We start from the raw sequence: 23449 nt of genomic DNA on the forward strand, positions 1-23449 counted from the left end.
GTTCCAGGTGCACACCGATCGTGACGATCCCGGTGCGGTCAGCCGACGTACAGACGGAACGGAACTCCGCCGAGCCGGATCTCGTCGCCGTCACCGGCCATTGCGGTGTCAACAGGTACGCCGTTCAGCTGGGTGCCGTTCGTGGAGCCGAGATCGCGTAGCTCATAGCTGGCCGGGTCGATGCGCAGGAGCTCCGCGTGGTGGCGGCTGATCTCTGGGCGGTCCAGGATCAGGTCGCAGTCCGGTGCGCGGCCGATGCGGACCAGGTCGAGCACCGGCACGACATCACCGTCCGGTCCGACGAGTACCGGCTGCGGGCCCGTCTCCAGTGCAGCGGCGATCTCTGTCACACCGGCAGTGCGGATCGGCATCGAAACGATCAGGTCGTCGCCCTTGTCGACGTGCAGGTTGTGCTGGGCGCCGTACGCCTGGAGCAGGTCGTTGCGCTCGTCTACGACCACAACGGAGACGTGGTAGTACCCCGGGGGCAGTTGCGCGTACGCGGCCGAGCCCAGCGTGGTCGTCAGCACGATGGCGTCGTACTCCCGGTGGCTCACGTCCGTGATCGTGATCAGCACCGGGTTGTTAGCAGTGAGATGCGCCTCCGCGCCGGTGTCCCCCGGAGTGAACTCCACGGTGAGCATCGGCGCCGGACGGATCTCGTCGAGTCCGACCAGGCGGCCGATCGCCGGCACAGTACCGACAGGCACGGACAGCGGCACGTACTGGCCGTGTGACCGCACTAGTACATCCAGCTGTGGTCGCGGGACGCCGCGACGTCGGGCGAGCAGGTACGCGTTCACGACGCCCTTGCCGAAGATGAAGGCGACATCGCCGACTACGGCACGGACAAATCCACTGACAGGCTCCATCGGCACCCCCAGTGCATCAGTATCCAGGAATCATGACTTCGGTACGGCGGTACCCGGTGTGCCGCCGTACGGTTGCCCAGTGACTACCGTGCTGATCGTCGAGAACGACAAAGACAGCGGCCCCGGCAGACTGCTCGACTGGCTGGACGAACGCGGCATCGCACCGGTCGTCGTCCGGGCTTGGGACGGCGAACCAGTACCGGCGACTGTGGACGGCCACGCGGCGCTGATCCTGCTCGGTGGCGGGATGCTGCCCGACGAGGACGAGCGGTCCCCCTGGCTACCGGCCGAGCGCGCACTGCTGCGAAACGCGCACGGCCAGGTGCCAGTACTAGGTATCTGTCTGGGTGGGCAACTGCTCGCCCATACCTTCGGTGGTGAGGTACGCGGTAAGCACGGCCTTCCGGAGAAGGGTGTGACCGAGCTGACTGTCCTACCGGCTGCTGCGGACGACGAACTGCTTGCAGGTCTACCGCCCACTGTCCGTGCAGTGGAGAGTCACCAGGACCAGATCACTCGGCTGCCGGCTGATGCGGTGCTGCTGATGTCCAGTGAGCGCTGCACCAACCAGATGCTGCGTATCGGCCGCAGTTGGGGTACGCAGTTCCATCCGGAGGTCACTGCGGAACGAGTACGACGGTGGGAGCCGGAGCGACTGCGCTCGCTCGGCTTCGTACCGGAGCAGGTCGCGGCGGACGCGGAGCAGTACGCCGCCGAACTGGACAAGACCTGGTCAGCCGTCTTCCACCGCTTCCTCGACCTCCTCGACTGAACAGCCAGGGTGCGGTCGGGGTTTCGCCGGAGGTCGTGTTGTTCTGGTCGGACCGGTAGCGGCGCTACGGTTGGTGCATGAGTCTGCAGCAGCCGCCGCCCGGTCACCGGGCATCCGACAACGACCGCGAGCGTGCCGCCGCCGTGGTCCAGGAAGCACACACCGACGGGCGGCTGGACTTCGAGGAGCTAGACGAGCGACTGACGCAGGTCTACTCCGCCAAGACACAGCTCGAGCTGCGCAACGCCACTGCCGACCTGGTGCCGGTAGCGCATGGCAGCGCGCAGGAGCTGACGCTGCGGGCCCGGCACAGTGCACAGAAGCGCGAGGGCGCCTGGAACGTGCCGGAGCGGCTGACCGCGATCGCAGAGCACTCGTCGGTCAAGCTGGACTTCACCGACGCCCAAGTGCACTGGGCCGAGATCCACGTCGACGCGCACGCCGTACACAGCTCTGTGGTGATGGTGATCCCGGAGGGCTGGATCGTCGACCTCGATCGGGTCGACGTGCAACACAGCAGTGCGCGGAACAAGGCCGGCCCGCCGCGGCCCGGCGCGGTACGCCTCCGTGTCACCGGCGAGGCCCGCCACGGCAGCGTGGTCGTCCGCCACCCGCGCAAACGCCACTGGTGGTGGCCCTGGTACAGCAAGTGAGCCGTACCTCGATTCGGTGAGCTGGTCCACAGCCCGTTCGGGCGCGGACCGGCTAGCGTGAGCGCATGAGTGCTTCGCTGGATCTGGTGGACGTCGACTCGCTGCTCAGCGAGGAGGAGCTCGACGTACGAGCGGCCGCCCGGCGGTTCGCGGACGAGCGGTTGCGGCCTTCGCTGCCGGAGTGGTTCGAGAGCGCGTCGATTCCGGCCCGGGAGCTGGCCAAGGAGCTCGGGGCGCTCGGGTTCCTGGGCATGCACCTGACCGGGTACGGGTGCGCCGGCCTCGGCCCGGTCGCGTACGGGCTGGCCTGCCTGGAGATCGAGGCGGCGGACTCGGGGATGCGGTCGCTCGTGTCGGTGCAGGGATCACTGGCGATGTACGCGATCTGGAAGTACGGCAGCGACGAGCAGAAGAACGAATGGCTGCCCCGGATGTCGGCGGGCGCCGCGATCGGCTGCTTCGGGCTGACCGAGCCCGACTTCGGCTCCAACCCGGCCGGGATGCGTACGAACGCCCACCGCGACGGCGAAGACTGGGTGCTGAACGGCTCGAAGATGTGGATCACCAACGGTTCGGTCGCCGATGTCGCGGTGGTCTGGGCGCGCACCGACGACGGCGTCCGCGGCTTCGTGGTCCCGACGTCGACACCCGGTTTCTCCGCGCCGGAGATCAAGCAGAAGATGTCTTTGCGCGCATCGGTCACGTCCGAGCTCGTGCTCGAGGACGTACGGCTGCCGGCCGCCGCGATGCTGCCGGAAGCACGCGGCCTGTCCGGTCCGCTCGGCTGCCTGAACGAGGCCCGGTTCGGGATCATCTTCGGTGCGCTCGGCGCGGCGCGGGACTGCCTGGAAACCACGGTCGCGTACGCCGGTGAGCGGATCGTCTTCGACAAGCCGCTGTCCGCGTACCAGCTGACCCAGGCGAAGCTCGCGGACATGGCGGTCGAGCTGAACAAGGGCATGCTGCTCGCCGTACACCTCGGCCGGTTGAAGGAGAAGGGCACGCTGCGCCCCGAGCAGGTGTCGGCCGGCAAGCTGAACAACGTCCGCGAATCGATCGCGATCGCCCGCGAGTGCCGCACGATCCTGGCCGCGAACGGCATCAGCGGCGAGTACCCGATCATGCGGCACGCCAACAACCTCGAATCGGTCCTCACCTACGAGGGCACCTCCGAGGTCCATCAACTGGTCATCGGACAGGCCCTGACCGGCGAGTCCGCCTTCCGCTGAGGGCTCGGACGGCCTTGGGTGGGGTTAGGCTGCCGCGCGTGAATGCGCGGGTAGTGGTCTCTGGTGTTGTCGCGGTCCTGCTGGGCGTGGCCGGGTGCGGTCTCGTCGGTCAGTCCGGCGGTGGGAGTGCCGACCGGCCACCTACCGTCGCGGCCGAGACCACCTCCTCACCGTCGCAGTCCCAGTCCCAATCACCGTCGCCTTCTCCGACCGTGTCGACACCGAGCCCTTCCCGGACCACGCCGACTGTCGACTCGACCGCACAGTTGCTGGCGAAACAACAGCGGGTCCTCGCGCAGAACCCGCTGTACCGGGTCGGACGCCTGCCCGCGTCGCGCTGCAAGGAGCCCGCGGTCCGCCCGACCTCGGTGGCGAACGTGCGCAAGTACTACGCCGAGTTCCTCCGATGCCTGGACAAGGTATGGAAGCCGGTCGTCGAGAAGGCCGGATTCACCTTCCAGCCCGTTCGGCTCGAGGTGTTCACCGGCAAGACCCGCACACTGTGTTCCGTACAGGACTCGGCCGCGTACTGCGGACAGGGCACGATCTCGATGAGCGCCGACTTCGACATCCGGAACTACCGCAAGTCCGACAAGCTCTGGACACGCGCGACGATGGCGCATCTGGCCGCGCACGAGTACGCGCATCACATCCAGCGATTGACCGGCATCAGCGCCGCGTCCTCCATCCGTACGAACTACCTGAACGGCGTCGACGCACCGCTCCAGGAAAGCCGGCGGCTGGAACTGCAGGCCTCGTGCCTCAGCGGCGCGTACCTCGGGGCGGACCGGAGCTACTTCCCGGTGAGCGGGGCGTGGCGGGAGCGCTGGCGATGGGCCATCAGCCACCGCGGCGACGAGTGGGGCACGCAACGTGACCACGGCAGCAGCAAGAACCACAGCCGCTGGACCCGCCGCGGCTTCGACGCCGCCGCCCCATCAGCCTGCAACACCTTCACGGCCTCCGCCGCCACCGTCTCCTGATCGGCTATCGCCCCGCTCGGTCCCGCGGCTCTGGTCGCACCCACGCCGCGACTGCCCCGCTGAGCCAGCGCGGTTCTGCCCGCTGGCGGCGATCTACTTCGCGACCTCGGTGGCGCGGGACTCGCGGACCACGGTGACGCGGATCTGACCTGGGTACGTGAGCTCTTCCTCGACCTGCTTCGCGATGTCCCGGGCCATCACCTGCGCGGCGATGTCATCGACCGCATCCGGCAGCACCATCACCCGGATCTCCCGACCCGCCTGCATCGCGAACACCTTCTCCACACCGTCGTGGTGCATCGCGATCTCCTCAAGGCGTTCGAGCCGCTGCACGTACGCCTCCAGCGACTCCCGACGCGCGCCCGGACGGCCACCACTGACCGCATCCGCGGCCTGCGTCAGCACCGCCTCGACGGTACGGACCTCGACCTCGTTGTGATGCGCCTCGATGCAGTGCACCACGTCGTCGTTCTCGCCGTACTTGCGGGCCAGCTCCGCACCGACGATCGCGTGACTGCCCTCCGACTCGTGCGTCAGCGCCTTGCCGATGTCGTGCAGGAACGCACCGCGCTTGCACAGCTTCGGATCGAGTCCGAGCTCGGCCGCCATCATTCCGGCGATGTGCGCCGACTCGATCAGGTGCTTCAGTACGTTCTGGCCGTACGAGGTCCGGTAGCGCAGCAGGCCCATCGTACGCACCAGCTCCGGATGCAGATCGGTGATGCCGACCTCCGCCATCGCGTCCTCGGCGGCCCGCTCGCACAGCTCGGCGACCTCGCCCTTGCTGCGCTCGTAGATCTCCTCGATCCGGCTCGGATGGATGCGGCCGTCGAGCACGAGTGAGTCGAGCGTCAGCCGCGCCGTCTCCCGCCGGACCGGGTCGAAACAGGACAGCAGCACCGCTTCCGGAGTGTCGTCGATGATCAGGTTCACGCCGGTGGTCTGCTCGAACGACCGGATGTTGCGGCCCTCGCGGCCGATGATCCGGCCCTTCATGTCGTCGCTCGGCAGGTGCACGACCGACACGACCGACTCGCTGGTCTGTTCCGACGCGAGCCGCTGCACCGCGCCGGTGATGATCTTGCGGGCCTTGATCTCGCCCTCGTCCTGCGCCTGCCGCTCGATGTCGCGGACGATCGTGTGCGCGTGCCGTTTGGCCTCCGCCTCGATCGCGGCGACCAGCTCGGCCTTCGCCTGCTCGGTGGTCAGGTTCGCGACCCCTTCGAGGATCCGGCGGCGCTCGTCCTCGAGGTCCTTGATCTCGCTCCGGCGCCGGTCCAGCTCGCCCAGCCGCGCGGTCAGGTCGAGCTGCCGCTCCTCGATCCCGCGATGCTGCTCGTCCAGCCGCTCCTCGCGTTCGGTCAGCCGGTGCTCGCGGCGCTCCATCTCCAGCCGCTGCTCCCGCAGGTCGTCCCGGATCGACTGCGCCTCCGCCTCGGCCTCCCGGCGTACGTCGGAAGCGCGCTGCTCGGCGTCCCGGCGCACCTCGGACGCGCGGTCCTCGGCGCCGCGGCGAATCTCCTCGGCCCGTTGCTCGGCCGCCTCGGCGCGGGTCCGCAGTACGGCCGCGTGCTCTTCCGTCTGCCGCACCTGCTCCGCCTGGCGCTGGACGGCGTCCTGCTGCGCCGCGGTCGTGCCGGCAGCCTTTCGACGGGAGAGAGTCAGGCCGATCCAGGCCAGCAGTCCGGCGATCAGCAAGCCGATCAGGGCCAGGCCAACGTACATCGCTGTCATCGGCGTCCCCTCTCCATCGAGTCCCACGCGGGACTGTGACATCGGTCGAAGGGATTCACCACGTACGGGCGGAAGACGGTACGCCTCGGTAGGTCTCGGTACGCGTACCGAGACTTGGGGAAGTACTCCGCGGCGTGCGGCCGGGTTGGCCGTACCACTGCGTGCTGTCCTTGCCGAGCACCGCCGGACGACGAGCGCCCGGGTCAGCATGCTCCGGTACAGCCTCGCAACCAGCACCATCTATCCGACGACCCGGTCCGGCGCCGTCGTACTGCCTTCAGCTCACACGAGCGTGGTTACACGTTCAGCCGACCGGCCTGATCACACCGACCGGCAGCACTTGGTCCATCCCTTTCTTGATCCCGAGGCTAGGCGCGGCCCCCCACCCGGTCAAGACGGACACTCACCCACGCCGACCCGATCCCCGATCAGACCACCCAAAACTCTGGTCCACTCCAGATCACCAGCGAGCCGGCCCGATCACCAGCGTGCCGGTCCCATCGCCAGCATGCCGGCCTGGGCCCAGCTGCTTGTAGCCAGCGCGCCGGTCCGATGGCCGGCGTGCCCGGCCTGGGCCCAGCTGCTTGTTGCCAGCTGGGCCAGGCGGATGGTCCTGTTACTACTGGCCGGTGGCTGTGCTGCCGGCACCTGTCCCCTGGGCACTCGAGCCCGCCGAGCTGTCGGGCCGCGCCGCCGGGTCAGGCGCCTCACCACCGACAACCGAGCCCGTAGCATCCGCACCAGTCGCGTCCGCCGCGCCCGGCTCACTGCTCGTACCTTCCGCCGCGTTCTCCGCGCCGGCGCTCCCCGCCTGCTGCCCTGCCTCCGCGGGACCGTCGGACTGCGCGCTCTCCGCCGCAGCGGCGGTCGCGGAATCGGAAGTGGTGTCCGCGGGTGCGCCTTCACCGGAGGACTGCGCCGGCTCCCCGGTCTGCTTGTCCACGAAGCTGCCGACCTTCTGCTGGACCGCGTCGACCCTCTCCGCGTACTTCCCGCCGGTCTGCTTGTCGATCAGGTCGCCGGCTTTCTCGACGCCGGCCTTGATCTTGTCCGGGTTCTGCTTGACGACATTCCGGAGCCAGTTCTTCGCCTGTTCCTGGAAATCGTTCATTGCACCCTCCGCGGTGTGTCTGGGGCGGATCGACGGAAAACTCCAGCCTACGGACCGGCCCAAATACCGGTCCTACCTGGGATAACACACCGTCACACCGCACCCGTCAACGCCCCTCGCCGCTCACCGGCCCCGAATCCAGGTCACGCTCCGTGACGAAGCGCCCGGCCGGTCGGCGTATCCCGGCCTGGGTAGTCCGCCACGTACCCCTCGAACAGCACCCGGCCACCGTGCCGGCCGGGCCCGGGACCGAGGTCGATCAGCCAGTCGGCCTGCCGTACGACCGCGAGATCGTGCTCCACGACGACCACCGTGTGTCCGCGATCCACGAGCCGATCGATCACGCCGAGCAAAGTACCCGTGTCATCCAGGTGCAGCCCGGTCGTCGGCTCGTCCAGCACGTACGTCGTCGCCTGCCCCGCCGCGCGCAGTTCCTTCGCGATCTTGACCCGCTGACACTCACCGCCTGACAGCGTGTTCAGCGACTGGCCGAGCCGCAGGTACCCGAGACCGACTGCCGCGAGCTGCCGCAGCCCACGGTCGACGCCCGCGTCCGGCAGTTCCCCGATCGCCTCCTCGATCGTCAACGCGTCCACGTCCGCGATCGAGTGCCCGTTCACCGTGTACGCGAGCACCTCCGGCGTGAACCGCTGCCCGCGACAAACCTCGCAGACAATCTCTTGGCCCTCCATGAACGCCAGATCGGTGTGGATGATCCCCAGCCCGTTGCACTCCGGGCAGGCGCCGGCCGAGTTCGCGCTGAACAGCCGCGCGTCCACCTTGTTGCTCCTGGCAAACAGATTGCGAATCGCGGGCGCGATCCCGGTGTACGTGATCGGCGTCGATCTCCGGCTCACACTCACCGGCTTCTGATCGATCACGATCGCCTCGTGCTGCGCGACCAGTTCCTGCGCGAGGCTCGACTTTCCCGATCCCGCGACACCGGTCAGCACGGTCAGTACGCCCGTCGGCACCTGCACCGTCAGCCGCTGAAGATTGTTGCGATCGGCATCCTTGATCGTCAGCGATCCGCTCGCCGACCGCGGCGTACGCTTGATCGGCCGCTGCTCCGTCAGCGCGTTCGCGGTCGGCGTGTCGGCCCGCGACAACTCGCCGTACGTACCCTGGAACACCAGCCGCCCACCGTCCGCGCCCGCGCCAGGACCGATCTCGATGATCTGGTCGGCATGCCGCATCACCGCCGGATCATGTTCGACGACGAGCACGCTGTTGCCGTTGTCACGCAGGCGTTCGAGCAGCTCGATCATCGACTCGACGTCGGTCGGATGCAGTCCCACGGTCGGCTCGTCGACCACGTATGTCATCTCGGTCAGGCTCGATCCGAGGTGCTTCACGCTCTTGATCCGCTGCGACTCGCCGCCGGACAGCGTGGTCGTCGCCCGGCCGAGGTGCAGGTACCCAAGGCCGATCGTGACCATCGCGTCCAGCCTCGCCGTCAACGCGGCCACCGCCGGCGTGACGGCCGGCGCGTCGATCGTCCGGACAAACTCCAGCAACTCGGTGAGCTCGAGGCGCGCCAACTCACCGATCGTGCGGCCCTCCACCGTCGCCGTCCGCGCCGCCTTGGTCAGCCGGTCCCCCGCGCAATCGGGACACGCCGAGGCGCGGGTGAACTTCCGGATCGTTTGCTGTTTGCGATCGGACAGGTTGTCGGACGTGTGCAAGTAGATCCGCTCGAACCGCTCGACGATGCCCTCATAGTCCTTGGGGAGTTCCCATCCGAGCGCGTCGACGGCCTCCCCGCCGTACAAGAGAGCGTCCCGCTCGTTGTCCGACCAGTCGCGGACCGGCGTGCGTACGTCGAAGGTGCCGAGATTCGCGTACTGCCGGTACCAGTACGCGCCGTTCCCGAAGCCCGGCAGGCGTACGGCGCCGTCGGCCAGTGACTTGTCCAGATCGAGAAACCGGTCGACCGCGCTCACCACGACCTCGCCCAAACCCGAGCAGACCGGGCACATCCCGGCCGGATCGTTGAAGGAGAAGTGTGTCGACTCGCCGACGTATGGTTCGCTCAGCCGGGAGAACAGCAGCCGGAGGTACGTCCACGCGTCGGTGACCGTACCCACCGTCGACCGCGCGTTGCCCCCGATCCGGCGCTGATCGATCACGATCACCGGGGTGATCCCGTCGATGTGCTCGACCTCCGGCCGCGCCCACTTCGGCAACCGGTTGCGCGCGAACGGCGGGAACGTCTCGTTCAACTGGTACCCCGCCTCCGCCGCGATCGTGTCGAACACCAGCGACGACTTCCCCGACCCGGACCGGCCGACGAACACGACCAGCTGATTCCGCGGTACGACCAGCTCGAGCCCGGCCAGATTGTTGGTCCGCGCGCCACGCACGGTGATGTTCCGATTGGTCATCACCCGACCGTACGCACAGATGTGGCCGGATTGTGACCGCATTTCTTGGCATCATGGCCCGATGGCAGATGTGACCGCGCGGATGCTGGCACTGCTGTCCGCCTTGCAGACCGGCCGGTCGTTCAGCAGCGCCGAACTCACCCGCCGGCTCGACGTCAGCGCCCGTACCCTCCGCCGCGACGTCGACCGCCTCCGCGGCTACGGCTACCCGGTCGAAACCCAGCCCGGACCAGGCGGGTACTACCGGTTGACCGCAGGCCGCACGATGCCGCCGCTCGTACTGGACGACGACGAAGCCGTCGCGACCCTGCTCGCGCTGGCCTCCCTAGCCTCGGTCGGCGCCGCGTCCGGCGACGGGATCGACGACGCGGCGCTGCGTGCGTACGGCAAACTCGACCAGTTCCTGCCCGCTCACCTCCGCGGCCGCGCGGTCTCACTCCGATCGAGCCTCGAAACCAGTCGCCAGCCCGCACCCCGCGTCACCGCCGACCAACTCGGCCTCCTCGCCGACGCGATCGCCCAGTCGGAAACCATCTCGTTCGCGTACGAGAACGCGCGCGGCGAGCGCACGAACCGCCGCGTCGAACCGTACCGCCAGGTGCAGCACCTGCTCCGCTGGTACCTGCTCGGCTGGGACCTGGATCGCGCCGACTGGCGAATCTTCCGAGTCGACCGCATCCGCGACGAGCGCCGTACGTACAAGTCCTATTCGCCGCGCCCGCTACCGGCCGAATCGGCCACCGCGTACCTGCGTCAGGGTCTGAACAAGTCCAAGCAGACCATGGTGCTGATGATCGAGGCCCCGATCGGCACCGTGCTCGACACGCTGAAGTACTTGGACGCCGAGTTCGAGTCCGTCACGCCGACGAGCACCCGGGTCACGATCGCCCTCGACACCTGGCAATGGTTGCTCCAGAGCCTCGCGTTCATGGACGCCGACTTCAAACTCCTGCAGGCGCCACCTTCGTTCCGTGCCGCCTACCGAACCTTCGCCACGCGCCTCCACAACGCCTGACCCATCGTCGCCTGGGCAACCTAATCCTTCGCCAGGTAGTCGTTCGCGACCTCCGCCGGCGCGTGCACCAGCCACGCGTCAACCAACGCTTCTTTCAACACGCCTTCGGAGACTTTCTCCAACTCCACCAGCACCGCCGAAAACCCGTCGAAGTGCGGAATCGTGAAGAACCCATCCCCCACGCGAGCCGCCAGTACCGCTTCCTTCTCCGCCAGATCCTCAACCACCAAAGCCAGGATCTCGCCCGCCGGCGGCACCTCATCCCCGAACCGCTTCAGATCCGCCTTACTGAACGGCCGCTCCCACGCGTACGCCTTACCCCCGACCTTCCAGGTCCGCATCCCGTACCGAACCCCCTCTTCGGTACCCGGCAACCCCACGACAACCCGCTCCACAACCCCCAAGTCCGCCATACCCGCCAACGTACCCCCACCCCGACCCGCCACCGCCTACTCCGGTTCCAATCCGGATGAATCGAGGAGCGGAAACTCTTCGTGGCCCGCGTCGAGCTCCTCTTTGATGATGCTCATCGCCATCCCACCCGGGTATCCCTTGCGCCCCAGCATCCCGAGCAACCGCCGCATCGCGACCTGCCGATCAAGCGAACGCATCGACCGCAGCTTCCGCCGTACCAGCGCCCGGGCCGTGTCCTCTTCCTGCTCGGGATCAAGCTCCTCCAACGCATCCCGCGCCAGCTGATCATCAACCCCACGCCGCCGAAGCTCCTGCGCCAGCGCCCGCTTCCCCAGCCCACGCCCCCGATGCCGCGACTCCACCCACGCATTCGCGAACGCCGCGTCATCAATCAACCCGACGTCGGTAAACCGATCCAGTACCTGATCAGCCACCTCATCCGGTATCTCCCGCTCAGCCAGCACCCCCGCCAACTCAGCCCGCGTACGCGGCTGCCCCGTCAACTTGTCCAGCAAGATCGTCCGAGCCACCGCATACGGATCAGAAACCCCATCCACCGCCGGATCCGCAACCCCCTCCGCCCCATCCACCCCCGACCGCTTCCCCCGCCGCCCCCCAAACCCCCGCCCCCCAACAGTCCGCCGCTTACCCCTACTCCCAGTACCGCCCCCGCCACCCACACCAGCCGCGGAAACACCACCCGCCCCGCGCCGCCCATCGGACAACTGCACGCCCACCTCAGCGTCAGCGTCAGACGAGGGCACAGCCGCCCCAGACTCACCTTCCAAGGGCCGCACCCCCACCCCGGTACCACTCCGAGACAACCGCACATCCGCCTCGGCGTAACCTTCGGACGACGGCACACCCGCCTCGGAAGCACCCCCGGACAACCGCACATCCGCCCCGGCGTGACCTTCGGACGACGGCACACTCGTCTCGGAGGCTCCCTCGGGCAACCGCACCTCCGCCTCGGAGCCACTCCCGGGCAACCGCATGTCCGTCTCGGAGACACCCTCGGACAGCGGCGGGTTCGCCTCGGATTCGCCCTTAGACAACTGCTGGCTCGCGGTGGGTGTGTTGTTGGCGTGGAGGTCGTCCGCTGGGACCTTCGCCGTACCTGCCGCCCGGCCAGGCGAAGTACGCCGGGACCGAGCACCGCTCGACTGATCCTCTTCGCCCCAGATGGAACCTTCTGACAACTGTTCGCTCTTCACGGGGCGATCAGGCGAGGGCTGGGTAGGAGTCGGAGTGGGGGTGGGGACGTGGTTTGGGGTCGGGGATGCGAGGTCGTCGGCGAAAGCGCGGGCTTCGGCGAGGCGGCTGGACGCGTTCTGTTGGTGAACTTGCGCGGTGCCGTCGTCGACGTCACCCCAAGGATCTGCCTGCGCGCCACCCGAACCACGCGAGGAGCGCCCGCGATGCACCGACTGCTCGTCTGACTGCTCGCCCGCCTGTTTGCCTGACTGTTTGCCCGGCTGGCGTGCTGCGGGCGCGTCGCTCACATCCGGGGCATCGCCGGACCGCGAGTCCTCAGCCGACGTACGGGTGCCCGATGGACCGGAGCCGGTGGATGCGCTGCCTCCCGTGCTGCGGACCGCAGACGAGGCGAGGTCTTCGAGGTCTTCGGGGCGGTCTGGTCGGTGGCCGTCAGTCGTTGCCTGGTCTGGCTCGTCCCAGGGGTCGAAGGTGCCGGTGGTTCTTCTGATGGAGCCTGGCCGACGGCGTACGCGATCCGTGCCTGGCTGATCGTCGGTGAACTCATCGTCGGGATCGCCCCACGGATCGGTCGTACGAGAAACCGAACCGCGACCCGCCCTGGATGTTCGCCGCCCGCGACCACGCTCGACCGAAGGACCATCGCTCGGGGAGGCATGACCCGCAGCTGAAACGTCCTCGGCAACGCCGGAATCATCCGCAGACCAGTCACGAGGCGAGCGCCGCCGACCAGCACCACCGGACGCCCCGCCACGCCCCGATCGGCCAGTACGCCCGCCACGGGACGACCAGCTGTGGTCCGGGTTGTCGGCGCGTTCGTTGCCCGGCAAGTTGCCGTCGGCGCGGTTGTCGGTGCGGGTGGGGGCGTTCTCGGAGGGTGGGCCTTGGGCCAGGAGTTTGCGGGCCAGGGCCAGGCGTTCTTCGCGGGGTAGGGACAGCGCCGCGGGGGCAGCGTCGTCGGCGCCTTGGGAGGGCCGGGGGACGCTGCCGCCCGTGGTGGGTCGATCAGAAGTCGACATCGACCTCGGCCGTGGCGTCAGCCGGGGCGTCCAGGGTCGGGCCGATGCCCATCTTCTCCTTGATCTTCTTCTCCAGCTCGTTCGCCAGGTCGGGGTTGTCGCGGAGGAAGTTCCGCGCGTTCTCCCGGCCCTGGCCGAGCTGGTCGCTCTCGTACGTGAACCAGGCGCCGGCCTTGCGGACGAAGCCCTGATCCACGCCGAGGTCGAGCAGGCTGCCCTCGCGGCTGATGCCCTGGCCGTAGATGATGTCGAACTCGGCCTGCTTGAACGGCGGAGCGACCTTGTTCTTCACGACCTTGACCCGGGTCCGGTTGCCGACCACGTCGGTACCGTCCTTCAGGGACTCGATCCGGCGTACGTCCAGCCGCACCGACGCGTAGAACTTCAGCGCCTTACCACCGGTCGTGGTCTCCGGGGAGCCGAACATCACGCCGATCTTCTCGCGCAGCTGGTTGATGAAGATCGCGGTCGTGTTCGTCCCGCTGACCGCACCGGTCATCTTCCGCAGTGCCTGGCTCATCAGCCGGGCCTGCAGACCGACGTGGCTGTCGCCCATCTCGCCCTCGATCTCGGCCCGTGGCACCAGCGCGGCCACCGAGTCGATCACGACGATGTCGATCGCGCCGGAGCGGACCAGCATGTCGGCGATCTCCAGCGCCTGCTCACCGGAGTCGGGCTGCGAGACCAGCAGCGCGTCGGTGTCGACGCCCAGCTTCCGCGCGTACTCCGGGTCGAGGGCGTGCTCGGCGTCGATGAACGCCGCGATCCCGCCGGCCCGCTGGGCGTTCGCCACCGCGTGCAGGGCGACCGTCGTCTTACCGGAGGATTCCGGCCCGTAGATCTCCACCACGCGACCGCGCGGCAGACCACCGATCCCGAGCGCGATGTCGAGCGCGATCGACCCGGTCGGGATGACCTCGATCGGCGGCCGGTTCTGCTCCCCGAGGCGCATCACCGAACCCTTGCCGCACTGCCGCTCGATCTGCGTCAGCGCGGTCGCAAGCGCCTTCTCGCGATCGGCCGCCGCGCGCTCCGCACTCGCCGCACTCGCTGCACCCGCCATGTGACTGCCACCTGACCCATCTGATAATCCGGGGCCGCCCACCGGCCGCCCGAAGGAAGTTCGTTGTCGCCAGAGAAGGTATTCGTTGCCGCCGACAGTTTTCGCCGCCACTTCGAAGCTGTGGACAAACCGGCCGCCACGACCACCTTCCGGAGACCAAAGTATCCCGAACACGTGTTCGAATCACAACTGACACGCCGAAGCCTGTCCGGGCAACCACCCTGGCCCGGGCGTTCCCTACTCTTGCGGCGTGACAGACCGTCCCGACGTACCCGATTCCGCCGTCGTACTGGCGCTCAGCCGGGTCGAATTCGGCATCGACACGGTACTCGACGCGCTCCGTACCCAGGACCCGTTCGGGGCTCGCAGCGTGCTGACCGAGTACTCCGCCCAGGAGCAGCCGAATCTGGCCGAGAAGGGCCTGATCCTGGCGATCGACCGGCTGCTGCGGATGAAGGTGCCCGGCCACGCGGAGTGGCCGACGCTGCCGCTCGCCGAGCGCTGCGACTGGTGGGTGGCCCGGCTCGGCGGGTTCGCGGCGGTCGTCGCGGCCCTCCCCCGGATCAGCGGGGCGGCGGCCGACCGGCTTCCGATCAAGGACACTCTCGGCGCGGCGGTGCAGGCGATGGTGATCGGTGCCGTCTGCCGCGAGTACGGCGTCGAGGCACACGCCGACCGGACGGCGATCATCGCTCGGGTCCTGACCGATCGCCCGATCACCCCGGACGACGTCCTCAAGTACGACGACCCGACCCTGGCCGGCCAGGACGTGGCGAAGCAGCTCGGTCTCGGCGATGCGGACGAGGAGGGCGGACTGCGCCACGGCATCCGGCTGGTGTGGCGGATCAGCAAGCTGTTCGGCGGGCTGACCGACGTGTTCGAGGAGCGGCCGCGCGGCAGTCTCGGCGCCCGGTTCGTCGGCATGTTCCCCGGCGTCGGCGTGGTCGGCGGATTCTTCGACGAGCGCAAAGGCATCCGGAAGGCGGCGTACGCGGCGGCCGACCTGCTCACGAACGGCACGTTCCGGATCAAACCGCTCTGACGACCGTCAGCGTTCGCTGGCCGGGAGGTTGAGGTGCGCCCAGACGGCACGCCAAACCATCTTGGCGTGCTCACCATCGGCCAGAGCCTCGACGACCGTACGGCCGTCGAGTCCCTTGACCACCTGGGTCTCCGCCCAGGTCCGTGCATACGCGGGCCCGAGATGCTCATCCATCCGGGCCCAGAACTCCGTCAGTCTCATGCCTGCCCGTCATCGTCCTTCGGTGGCGGTCCCCAACCACCCTGCTGACCCTGCTGGGGTGCCGGCGGACCACCTTGCTGCTGGCCCCAACCACCCTGCTGCCGCGGCGGTTGCTGACCGTACGGCTGCCCCTGTTGCGGAGGCTGCTGCCCTTGCCCAGGCTGCTGACCCCAACCACCAGGACCCTGCTGAGGCGGCTGCTGACCTTGCTGAGGCGGCTGCTGGCCCTGCTGTGGTCCCCACTGGCCTTGTCCCGGCTGAGGCTGCCCAGGGTACTGGCCCTGGCCAGACTGCCCTGGCTGACCCGAGTACGGCGGCTGGCCCTGCTGACCCGGGTACTGCCCCGGCTGGCCACCGTACTGACCAGACTGCCCCGGGTACTGACCAGGCTGACCGTACTGCTGTCCGGGCGGCCCGTACCCCTGCTGCCCCTGGTACTGCCCCGGCCCGCCGTACTGCCCAGACTGACCCGGCTGACCTGGGTACTGCCCCGGGAACTGCTGTCCGTATCCCTGCGCCCCCTTAGCCTTGCGACCGCGCAGGACGAAGAACACGACCGCGGCGATGATCAGCAGGACGAGCACGACGATGAGAATGATCGCCCACGCCGGGAACCCGCCGCCGGCCTCGGAGGTCAGCGAGATGTTGCCGACCTTGTCCAGACTGTCGTACGTCGCCGTCCGCCCGCTGACCTTCGCGCCGTCGTCGTGCTCCAGGATCTTGCCGGGCATGGTGATCTTGAAGTTCACCTGCGGCCGGCTGCCGCCGGACGGAACGTTCAGGTTGCCGGCCTTGACCGTCACCTTGACCTTGTCGCCGTCCTTGCGGAACCCGACGCCGTCGCCGCTCGAGCTGCCCATCTTGTCGAACGGGACGCTCTCGAAGGTGCAGTTCGACCCGACGTACTGCCCGTCCTCGAAGGATTTGCAGGTCACCCCGTCGGTGGTCGTCTGCTTGATCCCGCTCTCGATCTGCTGGCGGACCTTGTCGAGCGACTGACCGCTGGACTGCAGCAGTTGCTTGTCGACGCCGATCTTCATGGTGCCGGAGACGGTTTCGTTCGATCCGACCTTGAGGTCGCCGTCGAGCTTGACGCAGCCGGTCAGGCCGACCAGGCAGGCAACGACGACGACCGCTGCACGTACGCGGTTCATCATGCCGCCGATCATTCCAGACGCGAGGGACACTTCGCGCGGCGGACGGAAAGCGCCCGCTCACGGTCGGCGACCGCGGGTCCGCGACGCCCCCGTGAAAGGTTCCGTGAAAGGTCCCGTGAAAGCTCCCGTGAATGGTTCCGTGAAAACTGTCGGCGGTACCCGGCAAGATGGTCGGCGTGAAGAAAGCCAGCGCGTTGAGCCGGTTCTCGCCCGCGACCCGGGCGTGGTTCGGCGACGTCTTCGAGGCGGCCACCCCGGCCCAGCTCGAGGCGTGGGACGCCATCACCGCGGGCCGGGACGCGCTGGTGGTCGCGCCGACGGGTTCGGGTAAGACGCTGGCGGCCTTCCTCTGGGCGCTCGACCGGCTGGCGACCACGGCACCGCCGGATGACGCGAAGCTGCGCTGCCGGGTGCTGTACGTCTCGCCGCTGAAGGCGCTGGCGGTCGACGTCGAGCGCAACCTCCGCGCGCCGCTGATCGGTATCCGCGAAACCGCGCGGCGCCTGGGTGCGGCGCCGATCGACGTCGAGGTGGCGGTGCGATCCGGCGATACGCCGGCCGCCGAGCGGCGACGGTTCGCGACGCGGCCTTCGGACGTACTGATCACGACGCCCGAGTCGTTGTTCCTATTGCTGACGTCGCAGGGCCGCGAGTCGTTGCGTGGCGTCGAAACGGTCATCGTCGACGAGGTGCACGCGGTCGCGGGGACCAAGCGCGGAGCGCATCTGGCGCTGACCCTCGAGCGGCTGGACGGGTTGCTGCCGAAGCCGGCCCAGCGCATCGGGCTCTCGGCGACGGTACGGCCGGTGGAGGAGGTCGCGCGTTTCCTGGGCGGCGAGCGGCCGGTGACCGTGGTGCAACCCAAGTTCACCAAGCAGTGGGATCTGAGCGTCGTCGTGCCGGTCGAGGACATGGCCGAGCTGGCGGCGACCGAGATCGAAACCTCCGGTTCCGCGGCCGGCCCGGCGCAGCACGCGTCGATCTGGCCGCATGTCGAGGAGCAGGTCTTCGACCTCATCGCCCAGCACAACTCGACCATCGTCTTCTCCAATTCGCGGCGGCTGGCCGAGCGATTGACCGCGCGGCTGAACGAGATCGCCGCCGAGCGCGCCGAGCTGGAGCTGCCCGAGCTGGGTTCGCCGGCACAAGTGATGGCCCAGTCGGGCGGTTCGCTCGCGGCACCGCCGCTGGTCGCGCGGGCGCACCACGGCTCGGTCAGCAAGGAGCAACGGGCGCTGATCGAAGCGGATCTGAAGTCCGGCCGGCTGCCGTGCGTGGTCGCGACGAGCAGCCTCGAGCTCGGCATCGACATGGGCGCCGTCGATCTGGTCATCCAGGTCGAAGCGCCGCCGTCGGTCGCGAGCGGGCTGCAGCGGGTCGGTCGGGCGGGCCACCAGGTGGGCGCTGTGTCCCGCGGCGTGCTGTTCCCGAAGTTCCGCGGCGATCTGATCGACACGGCCGTGGTGGTGCAGCGGATGCGTGATGGACTGATCGAGAGCCTGCACATCCCGGCCAATCCGCTCGACGTGCTCGCGCAGCAGATCGTGTCGATCGTCGCGCTCGACTCGATCGATGTCGACGAGCTCTTCACTTTGGTACGCCGGTGCGCGCCGTTCGCGACACTGCCACGCTCGGCGTTCGACGGCGTACTCGACATGCTCTCCGGCCGTTATCCGTCGGACGAGTTCGCCGAGCTGCGGCCGCGGATCGTGTTCGATCGGGTCAGCGGTGAGATCTCCGGTCGCCCGGGCGCGCAACGGCTGGCCGTGACGAGTGGTGGAACCATTCCGGACCGTGGGCTGTTCGGGGTGTTCCTGGTCGGCGAGTCGACCAACCATCGCGTCGGCGAGCTCGACGAGGAAATGGTGTACGAGTCGCGCGTCGGCGATGTCTTCACGCTGGGAGCATCGAGCTGGCGGATCGAGGACATCACCCACGACCGCGTGCTGGTCTCCCCCGCGCCGGGCCAACCGGGCCGGCTGCCGTTCTGGAAAGGCGACGCGGTCGGTCGCCCAGCGGAGCTCGGTGCCGCGACCGGTGCCTTCATCCGGAAAATGGCCTCGCTGCCCGCGACGAAGGCGATCGACCGCGCACGGACCGCCGGGCTCGACGAGTACGCCGCCGCGAACCTGGTCGCGTACCTGGCCGAGCAGCGCGACGCGACGAGCCGGATTCCTGACGATGTGACGATCGTGGTCGAGCGGTTCCGCGACGAGCTCGGCGACTGGCGAGTCTGCGTGCACACGCCGTACGGCGGCCAGGTGCACGGGCCGTGGGCGCTCGCGATCGCCGCCCGGCTGCGCGATCGGTACGGGATGGATGCCCAATCGGTGTCGGGTGACGACGGGATCGTGCTGCGGCTGCCGGAGACGGACGAGCCGCCGCCGGGCGCGGAGCTGGTGCTGTTCGACCCTGCTGACATCGAGGATCTGGTCACGACCGAGGTCGGTGGCTCGGCGCTGTTCGCGGCACGGTTCCGGGAGTGCGCGGCGCGGGCGCTGTTGCTACCGCGGCGCAATCCCGGTCGGCGATCGCCGCTGTGGCAACAGCGGCAGCGGGCGTCGCAGCTGCTGAGCGTGGCGAGCAAGTACGGCTCGTTCCCGATCGTGCTCGAGACGCTGCGCGAGGTTCTGCAGGATGTGTACGACCTGCCCGCTTTGAAGGATCTGCTCACCGGCATCAGCGAGCGCCGGATCTCGGTGGTCGAAGTGGAGACGCCGGAGGCCTCGCCGTTCGCGAAGTCGCTGCTCTTCGGCTACATCGGCGCGTTCATGTATGAGGGCGACAGCCCGCTTGCGGAGAAACGTGCCGCCGCGTTGGCGCTCGACCAAAGTCTGCTGGCCGAGCTGCTCGGGCGGACCGAGCTGCGCGAGCTGCTCGACGCCGAGGTCGTGCTGCGCACCGAGGCCGAGCTCCAGCGGCTCGCCGAGGACCGCCGGGCGCGGGACGCGGAAGGCCTCTTCGACGTGCTGCGCCTCGTCGGCCCGTTGTCGTTACCGGAGGCGACACAAAGATCCGTCGACGGATCTGATCCGGAGTCCTGGCTGACTTCGCTGGCAGCGGCACGCCGAGTCGTGCGGGTACGAATAGCCGGCGAGCACCGGTGGGCCGTCGTCGAGGACGTGGCCCGCTTACGCGACGCCCTCGGCGTACCGCTGCCGCCTGGCGTCGCGGAGGCGCATGCCGAGCCGGTCGCCGATCCGCTCGGCGATCTCGTCTCCCGGTACGCGCGAACGCATGGACCGTTCCGTGCGATCGATCTGGCCACCCATCTCGGGATCGGTGTCGCGGTCGTCACGGACGCGCTACGCCGCCTCGCCGCGGCCGGCCGGGTCGTCGAAGGTGAGTTCCTGCCCGGCGGAATCGCGCTCGAATGGTGCGACAGTGAGATCCTCCGGCTGCTCCGGCGGCGATCCCTGGCAGCGCTGCGCAAGGAGGTCGAGCCAGTCGATCCGTCCGCGCTGGCGCGCTTCCTTCCGGCGTGGCAAGGGATCACGAGCAGCCGCGGCCGTGGGTACGACGTACTGCTCGGCGCGGTCGAGCAGCTCGCGGGCTGCGCGGTGCCGGCGTCCGCGTTGGAGTCGATCGTGCTGCCGTCCCGGGTGCCTGGATATCAGCCGTCGATGCTGGACGAACTGACGGCGACCGGTGAGGTGGTGTGGGCCGGGTCAGGTTCGTTGCCGGGGACCGACGGGTGGGTCTCGCTACATCTGGCCGACAACTGCGATCTGACCTTGCCGGACCCGGATCCGGCGCTCGAGCTGGGTGAGACGCATCAGGCGGTCCTGGACGCATTGTCGGGTGGCGGGGCGTTCTTCTTCCGGCAGCTGAGCGATGCCGTCGGGGCCGCGTCCGGCACGGTCGAAGACGAGGCTCTGGTCGGCGTTCTCTGGGATCTGGTCTGGGCCGGGTACCTGACGAATGACACGCTGGCACCGGTTCGATCGCTGGTCGGCGGCGGTCGAGGCAGCCACCGCGCCCGTCGTACGACGCCACGCGCTCGGCCTGGACGCCCAATGCGACCCGGGCGGCCGGCGATGCCATCGCGGAGCGGTCCCCCGACCGCGGGCGGGCGATGGTCGCTGCTGCCGGAACGCAGTTCGGACGCGACCCGGCGTGCGCATGCGGCCGCCGAAACGCTGCTCGACCGGTATGGCATTGTCACCCGCGGGTCGGTGATGACGGAGCGTACGCCCGGTGGGTTCGCGGCCGTGTACAAGGTGCTCAGTGCTTTCGAGGAATCCGGTCGGTGCCGGCGCGGGTACTTCGTGGCTGGATTGGGTGCCGCGCAGTTCGCGCTACCCGGCGCGGTCGATCGGCTCCGGGCGCTGGCTGAGCTACCGACTTCTCGACCATCCGAACCCGAGGGGCCGTTCGGTCCGCCTGGGCGATTCGGCGCGGGCGGTGCGCCAGCGGGCCGTGCGCCAGCAGGTGCTGCGCCAGCAGGTGGTGCGCCAGCAGGTGGTGCGCCGGCGGGTGGTCGCGGGCGGAAGGACGAGCAGTTGACCGCGCGGGCCGTCGTGCTGGCCGCATCCGATCCCGCGAACCCGTACGGCGCTGCCCTTCCGTGGCCTGAACGCGAAAGCGCGGGCGGCCATCGCCCCGGCCGGAAAGCGGGCGCGCTGGTCGTGATGGTCGACGGGCAACTCATCGTGTACGTCGAGCGTGGCGGCCGTACCGTGCTCAGTTTCACCGAGGATGCCGAGGTGCTTCAGCCGGCCGTCGACGCCCTGGCGCTGTCGATCCGGGACGGTCAGCTCGGGAAGCTCAGCGTGGAGACCGCGGACGGTGAGCAGGTCCGGCACACGGCGTTCGGGGACGCGCTGGCGAAGGCGGGCTTCCATGCGACGCCCAGAGGCCTGCGGCTGCGCGCGTGAAAACGGGGTGATCGATCATGCCTGAGGGAGACACCGTCTGGCGGGCCTGCAAGCGCCTGAACCAGGCGCTCGCGGGACAGGAGCTCGCGCGGACGGACTTCCGGATCCCCGCGCTCGCGACCACCGATCTGAGCGGCCGGACCATGATCGAAGTCGTTGCTCGTGGCAAGCATATTCTGATGCGGATCTCCGGCGGGCTGACGCTGCACAGCCATTTCCGGATGGACGGCAGCTGGCATCTGTACCGGCCCGGTGAACGGTGGCACGGTGGGCCGGATCATCAGATCCGAGCGGTGCTCGAGACGGCGCCTTGGACAGCAATCGGGTACCGGTTGCCGGTGCTCGAGCTGGTCGCGACCGACGACGAGGACAGCGTGGTCGGGCACCTCGGACCCGACCTGCTCTCGCCGGCCTTCGACCGGTCGGTCGCGATCGCCAACGTCGGGTCCGTACCGGAGCGAACGATCAGCGAAGCGTTGCTCGACCAGCGGAACTTGGCCGGAATCGGCAACTTCTACCGGATCGAGGTCTGCTTCCTGCTCGGTCTGCACCCATGGCGCCCGGTCGCGGACGTCGACGTGGCGGCCGCGGTCGATCTCAGCCGCAAGCTGCTGAAGCTCAATGTCCGCAACGGCACCCAGGTGAGCACCGGAGTCGATCGTCCCGGGCAGCGCTCCTGGGTGTTCGAACGCGGCGGCAAACCATGCCGCCGCTGCGGTACGACGATCCGCACCGGCGAGCTCGGCGAACCGACCCGGCAGCGGATCACCTACTGGTGCCCGGCCTGCCAACCCCAGACCCGCCGACCACAGACCCGCCAACCCCAGACCCGCCGACCCGAGGCCGGCCAACCCGAGGCCTGAGCTGCCGGCCGAACTCGCCGGTGGACGACTCCGGCGATCGGTCCGTGCTAACTTCATACGAAAGCGCGAACTCAGTTTCGTTTGGGGCGCAACGGCGCAGGACGCCGAAAGGGCAAGGCCCACCTACTCCAGCTCAACTCGTGGAGGAAAGCCATGCCTACGCTCGAAACGTACAAGAAGCAAGCCAAGCAACTCCTGCGCTGGCAGCGCGACCGCAACCACTCTGTCGGTGGCCGCATCCGCCAGCTGCCGCGCTACCGCGATGTGACCGATCACGAATCACTTGCGCTGAACTTCAAGCTCACCGAGGCACAGGAGATCATCGCGCTCGAGGCGGGCTACGACAGTTGGGCCACGCTGCGGGCGGCCGTCGAGGATGCCTCGCCACAACCACCCGAAGGTTCGCGGCCCGTCGTACTCAACGCCGCGCGGCCGGTCCTGTTCGTTCGCGATGTCCAGGCGGCCGCCGAGTTCTATTGCGATCGCCTCGGGTTCGGGGTCGACTTTCTGCACGGGCACCCGCCGTTCTACGGCTCGGTGTCGCGCGACGACGCCACCTTGCACTTGCGGTTCGTACATGAGCCGGTGCTGGCTGCCGGCGCCGCGCGCGAGGAAGGGCTGATCATGGCCTTCATCGAAGCTCGGAACGTCAAGGAGTTGTACGCGGAGTACCTCGCGTCGGGAGTGGACCTGGCGCAGAAACTCACCAAGCAAGCCTGGGGCGGCACGGACTTCATCGTGCGCGACCCGGACGGCAACACGGTCGCCTTCGTCGGCTGAACGAAGTCCCGGCCCGGATATCTTCGCCGGCATCGAATGCTTGTTCGATGCCGGCGGAGCTGGGG

At 68.7% G+C, this 23449-nt stretch carries 18 protein-coding genes; 9 read left to right on the forward strand and 9 right to left on the reverse strand.

What is annotated here, in order from left to right; all coding sequences use genetic code 11:
* Nucleotides 1–38: 38 nt before the first annotated feature.
* Nucleotides 39–872: an FHA domain-containing protein gene (locus tag HDA44_RS11240; RefSeq protein WP_202887310.1), complete on the reverse strand. Its 834-nt coding sequence runs from the start codon at nt 870–872 to the stop codon at nt 39–41.
* 79 nt (nt 873–951) lie between these two features.
* On the opposite strand from HDA44_RS11240, the gene HDA44_RS37985 reads away from it, so the two are divergent.
* The 4 genes from HDA44_RS37985 (at nt 952) to HDA44_RS11260 (ending at nt 4509) form a co-directional block, all read left to right on the forward strand.
* Complete coding sequence (locus HDA44_RS37985) at nt 952–1644, forward strand: type 1 glutamine amidotransferase (protein ID WP_184833573.1); 693 nt, start codon at nt 952–954, stop codon at nt 1642–1644.
* 77 nt (nt 1645–1721) lie between these two features.
* Nucleotides 1722–2297, forward strand: coding sequence for a DUF1707 SHOCT-like domain-containing protein (locus HDA44_RS11250; RefSeq protein WP_184833575.1), 576 nt, complete (start codon nt 1722–1724; stop codon nt 2295–2297).
* A gap of 65 nt (nt 2298–2362) precedes the next feature.
* Nucleotides 2363–3526, forward strand: coding sequence for an acyl-CoA dehydrogenase family protein (locus HDA44_RS11255; RefSeq protein WP_184833577.1), 1164 nt, complete (start codon nt 2363–2365; stop codon nt 3524–3526).
* A 38-nt stretch (nt 3527–3564) separates the two neighbouring features.
* Nucleotides 3565–4509, forward strand: a complete 945-nt coding sequence (locus tag HDA44_RS11260; protein WP_184833579.1) for a neutral zinc metallopeptidase — start codon at nt 3565–3567, stop codon at nt 4507–4509.
* Nucleotides 4510–4602: 93 nt separating this feature from the next.
* Here HDA44_RS11260 and rny read toward each other — a convergent pair whose 3' ends face one another.
* From rny to HDA44_RS11275, 3 genes are all read right to left on the reverse strand, one after another.
* On the reverse strand, nt 4603–6243 hold the full coding sequence (gene rny / locus HDA44_RS11265) for a ribonuclease Y (RefSeq protein ID WP_184833581.1): 1641 nt from the start codon (nt 6241–6243) through the stop codon (nt 4603–4605).
* 619 nt (nt 6244–6862) lie between these two features.
* Nucleotides 6863–7354 carry an antitoxin gene (locus HDA44_RS36685; protein WP_202887311.1) on the reverse strand — a complete coding sequence of 164 codons (492 nt, stop codon included), beginning with the start codon at nt 7352–7354 and terminating at the stop codon, nt 6863–6865.
* A 143-nt stretch (nt 7355–7497) separates the two neighbouring features.
* Nucleotides 7498–9738 (reverse strand): ATP-binding cassette domain-containing protein, encoded by a 2241-nt coding sequence (locus HDA44_RS11275; RefSeq protein ID WP_184833582.1) that lies wholly within the window; start codon nt 9736–9738, stop codon nt 7498–7500.
* A 61-nt stretch (nt 9739–9799) separates the two neighbouring features.
* On the opposite strand from HDA44_RS11275, the gene HDA44_RS11280 reads away from it, so the two are divergent.
* Nucleotides 9800–10753, forward strand: a complete 954-nt coding sequence (locus HDA44_RS11280) for a helix-turn-helix transcriptional regulator (RefSeq protein WP_184833583.1) — start codon at nt 9800–9802, stop codon at nt 10751–10753.
* A 20-nt stretch (nt 10754–10773) separates the two neighbouring features.
* Here the strand turns inward: HDA44_RS11280 and HDA44_RS37990 are convergent, their stop codons facing one another.
* The 3 genes from HDA44_RS37990 to recA all read right to left on the reverse strand — a co-directional run bounded on the left by HDA44_RS37990 (nt 10774) and on the right by recA (nt 14464).
* A complete protein-coding gene (locus tag HDA44_RS37990) occupies nt 10774–11166 on the reverse strand; it encodes an MmcQ/YjbR family DNA-binding protein (RefSeq protein ID WP_184833584.1) in 393 nt (130 codons plus the stop codon).
* A 36-nt stretch (nt 11167–11202) separates the two neighbouring features.
* Complete coding sequence (locus tag HDA44_RS11290; RefSeq protein WP_337905851.1) at nt 11203–11697, reverse strand: regulatory protein RecX; 495 nt, start codon at nt 11695–11697, stop codon at nt 11203–11205.
* 1690 nt (nt 11698–13387) lie between these two features.
* Nucleotides 13388–14464, reverse strand: coding sequence for a recombinase RecA (recA, locus tag HDA44_RS11295; RefSeq protein WP_184833585.1), 1077 nt, complete (start codon nt 14462–14464; stop codon nt 13388–13390).
* 250 nt (nt 14465–14714) lie between these two features.
* On the opposite strand from recA, the gene HDA44_RS11300 reads away from it, so the two are divergent.
* Nucleotides 14715–15506, forward strand: a complete 792-nt coding sequence (locus HDA44_RS11300; protein WP_184833586.1) for a hypothetical protein — start codon at nt 14715–14717, stop codon at nt 15504–15506.
* 6 nt (nt 15507–15512) lie between these two features.
* Here HDA44_RS11300 and HDA44_RS11305 read toward each other — a convergent pair whose 3' ends face one another.
* The gene (locus HDA44_RS11305) at nt 15513–15707 is read right to left on the reverse strand and encodes a DUF3046 domain-containing protein (RefSeq protein WP_184833587.1); all 195 of its coding nucleotides are present in this window, start codon (nt 15705–15707) and stop codon (nt 15513–15515) included.
* Entirely contained in the window at nt 15704–16864 is a 1161-nt protein-coding gene (locus tag HDA44_RS11310) for an LppM family (lipo)protein (protein ID WP_184833588.1), read from the reverse strand. Before HDA44_RS11310 ends, HDA44_RS11305 begins: the two co-directional genes overlap by 4 nt.
* A gap of 167 nt (nt 16865–17031) precedes the next feature.
* On the opposite strand from HDA44_RS11310, the gene HDA44_RS11315 reads away from it, so the two are divergent.
* The 3 genes from HDA44_RS11315 (at nt 17032) to HDA44_RS11325 (ending at nt 23384) form a co-directional block, all read left to right on the forward strand.
* A complete protein-coding gene (locus HDA44_RS11315) occupies nt 17032–21741 on the forward strand; it encodes an ATP-dependent helicase (RefSeq protein ID WP_184833589.1) in 4710 nt (1569 codons plus the stop codon).
* A 17-nt stretch (nt 21742–21758) separates the two neighbouring features.
* Entirely contained in the window at nt 21759–22604 is an 846-nt protein-coding gene (locus HDA44_RS11320; protein ID WP_184833590.1) for an Fpg/Nei family DNA glycosylase, read from the forward strand.
* 153 nt (nt 22605–22757) lie between these two features.
* Entirely contained in the window at nt 22758–23384 is a 627-nt protein-coding gene (locus HDA44_RS11325) for a bleomycin resistance protein (protein ID WP_184833591.1), read from the forward strand.
* Nucleotides 23385–23449: the final 65 nt, after the last annotated feature.

It is taken from the genome of Kribbella solani, assembly GCF_014205295.1.
GTDB classification, from domain to species: domain Bacteria; phylum Actinomycetota; class Actinomycetes; order Propionibacteriales; family Kribbellaceae; genus Kribbella; species Kribbella solani.